The 2,953-nt window shown below is 32.8% G+C and carries 3 protein-coding genes; all 3 read right to left on the bottom strand.

The window, feature by feature from the left end; genetic code table 11:
• Window positions 1-33: 33 nt before the first annotated feature.
• The 3 genes from Q0L65_RS05535 to Q0L65_RS05525 all read right to left on the bottom strand — a co-directional run bounded on the left by Q0L65_RS05535 (window position 34) and on the right by Q0L65_RS05525 (window position 2,870).
• Window positions 34-402 (bottom strand): hypothetical protein, encoded by a 369-nt coding sequence (locus tag Q0L65_RS05535; protein WP_296684306.1) that lies wholly within the window; start codon window positions 400-402, stop codon window positions 34-36.
• Between the two features lie 3 nt (window positions 403-405).
• Window positions 406-1,482, bottom strand: coding sequence for an RHS repeat-associated core domain-containing protein (locus Q0L65_RS05530; protein ID WP_296684304.1), 1,077 nt, complete (start codon window positions 1,480-1,482; stop codon window positions 406-408).
• 398 nt (window positions 1,483-1,880) lie between these two features.
• Window positions 1,881-2,870: an Mbeg1-like protein gene (locus tag Q0L65_RS05525; RefSeq protein ID WP_296684303.1), complete on the bottom strand. Its 990-nt coding sequence runs from the start codon at window positions 2,868-2,870 to the stop codon at window positions 1,881-1,883.
• Window positions 2,871-2,953 lie beyond the last annotated feature (83 nt).

Genomic DNA, 2,953 nt, shown 5'->3' with positions numbered 1-2,953 from the left:
GAGCAGGTTCGAATACCGACGCAAGGGGAATGTTTAATCATCAATTCTGTGAATTACTAATTTTTGTTTTATAACAATTTTTAAAATGGTAAGGAGAATAATGTAAATGACTAAAAATCCTATTCCACCATCCTGAAGTAAAAAAAACCAAACTAAATAACTAAAGATTATAATTATAGGAGAAACTATCCATATACTAATCATCTGAATGATAGATTTTCTAAACCACAGAATTGAACTTGTAAATGTGATTGAAAATAGGTAAGCCAACTCACTAAATAAACCGCCATCTTTACCATTATGCAATGATAAATAAGGGTATACAATTGCTTTTTCTAGACAAATCGCCAAGATTAGATATAAAACTGTTTCAGCAACTAATTGCGATTTCCTGTTTCTCATTAATTATTTTTTTTCCATCATCATACCCTCAACTTTATCATTCATAAAGATTGTAGATTTGGTTGCTACCTCTTCTGCTGCTTTGGAGTTCCAGTTAACAGCTTTCCCTTTTACTTCCTTCAAAAAGTAGAAATTAGAACCTTTGCCCAAATCATGGTTCATTGCCTTGTGAGAATTTGGACCAGTACCTGGATAATCACCTGTATGCAATTCATTTTTAAGTAGTTCTCTGAATTTTAAAAATTTGTCATTACTCATAACTTCTCCAAACGTTGGGATTTTATCAAAAGAGGTTTCACCATACATAGATTTATATAACTCGATATAATTGGAATGTGAATATAAATCTTGTAGTGCATGAAAGTAAGGCCCAATTTTATTTCCAAGTTCTTCTGCATTAATTTTACCAGATTTATAACTTTCTGCTAAAAAAATCATATTCGCATAAACTTCGTTGAAATTTGAATTGATTTGGGTAAAATTCATGTTGTCAAAGTGTTCTTTATCCTTTGATGCTAAACCCAAACCTCCGACACTTTTAGGTAAAGAATTTACATCCGGCGAGATCACACTACCAATGTAAAGACCTTCTTTGAAAACTCCATAGACCGTAGTTTTCGTTCCCGCCAAAGCATCTCTATATTCGGCAATTGCATTAGATTTATTTGTAAAAGCGTAATAAATAAAACCTGAAACATTTACCTCCTTGGTTTTTAATTGATAGTTGGCTTTTTTAATAGCATTGGACATAATCCGTTTATGAACATCAATTAAAAATTTACCATCGGGGTCGATAAACCTCAAAGGATTACTATTTACAAATCCGTAAGATGAAAAATAAGGGAGTTTATTGACTTCAGAGTCTATTTTCATCCATCTACATAATCTTGGATCAAAAATTCTATCCCCAAAATCGTATGACTTACCTGGTCCTGAAATTTCATTGATTTTTTCTTTACTACTAAACCCATACCTATACCCACCACTCACCGTTCTACCATCCAATTCCACACCAAACGGACTGTAATCGGAGCAGGTTCGAATACCGACGCAAGGGGAAGATTTGGAGGAAAAGTTCATTTTTCAAAGTTGCTTTTTACATTTATCGATAAATCCTTATAAACAAAAATTGAGAAGGGAAATATGAACAACATAATGCAACTGAAAATTTGAAATCTAAATTAAAATAAACAATTGTGACATATGACGATAGAATCATTGAACCAAAAAAAAGCAATAAGAAACTTTTATTATCAAATAAAATACATCGTTTAGTTTTGATTAATAACAAAATCACGATTGGCAAACCCAATATTAAAGAGTAACAAAAAAATAAAAGAGTAAAAAATAAAACTTTTATTACACCTGGGTCATAAAATCCTGCTACCCTGCCAATTAGCAGGAAGCATACAATTAGCGACATAACAAATGAGCTAACAAGTTGTAATACAGTCCATTTTGTCAATGGATTCATGTCCTTAAAATTTAATTCCATAATCTGGATAATTAATTTTAGAAGGGACTGGTTCTAGGTTGGTCCTTTCCTCGGTTTTCTTAAAATTCTTAAGTTTGGTCATTTTTCCAATCGTAGTTCTTAGAAAATTAGCCAAATCTTTATTTTCTTTCATACTACCCATGTCAATATGTCCTAATTCTAGATTTAATTTATAATTGACCGTATATCCATTATTATATGTTTCTTCTCCTGCTACACCACCTTGTACCCAATCACCATCGGAAAATATATTAATATGTTTTGATATACTATTATTTGTAGCGGGATCTTCGATACTTTTATCGTTATAGGCTGGTGTTGCATAAGTTATTATTTGAACCTTTTGTCCAGTCAATTTTTCAATTTGCTCTGCAGCTTGTATGGCTACATTTCCACCATGACTATATCCGACTAGCGTAATTGGTTCATTTGGTTTAATTGATCCATTTTCAATTCCTAATTTTCTTTGTTTGGCTACATAATTGGCCAAATCCTTTGCTGCCGTTTTTCTTTGACCATATCTAGAATTAAGGTAATTCCCCTTACCTCCCCAACTAAAACCGTTATCAGTCAATGTATTTCCTCCAATTCTTTCAAATTGCTTTATTGCATCTGGATTAAACATGAATTTAGAAGTATTCATATCTGTTCCATTTATTAAAAACACCTCTAATCCCTCTAATTCTTTACCATCGATGACTCTATTTTCTGAAAAATTATATGATCCATTATAAGGATAATTTGGAGCCAACGGATCCACTGCAAAAAACCTCCCCAACCTCGGATCAAGCATCCTATAAGTATAGTTAATCGAGTTTCCTTCTCCCTTCATCTCATCATCTTTCTCCTGGTTCTGAAACCCATACCTATACCCATCACTCACCGTTCTTCCATCCAATTCCACACCAAACGGGCTGTAATCGGAGCAGGTTCGAATACCGACGCAAGGGGAAGGTTTGGAGAGGGGGGGCATTTTTAGCGTTATATTTTACAATACTTAATTTAGGCCCATAGGATTACAATTAATCTATTTTTATTTGCTTCGATTTTTTTTTG

The sequence above is a fragment of the Flavobacterium sp. genome (assembly GCF_024642105.1).
GTDB lineage: Bacteria > Bacteroidota > Bacteroidia > Flavobacteriales > Flavobacteriaceae > Flavobacterium.
The sequence above is the reverse complement of the archived record's forward strand: the minus strand, read 5'-3'. Positions and strand labels throughout refer to the sequence as shown.

What these genes read in the sequence shown, in the direction of transcription:
- Q0L65_RS05525 (WP_296684303.1), bottom strand. Translation starts at nt 2,870, where the DNA reads ATGCCCCCCCTCTCCAAACCTTCCCCTTGCGTCGGTATTCGAACCTGC.
- Q0L65_RS05530 (WP_296684304.1), bottom strand. Translation starts at nt 1,482, where the DNA reads ATGAACTTTTCCTCCAAATCTTCCCCTTGCGTCGGTATTCGAACCTGC.
- Q0L65_RS05535 (WP_296684306.1), bottom strand. Translation starts at nt 402, where the DNA reads ATGAGAAACAGGAAATCGCAATTAGTTGCTGAAACAGTTTTATATCTA.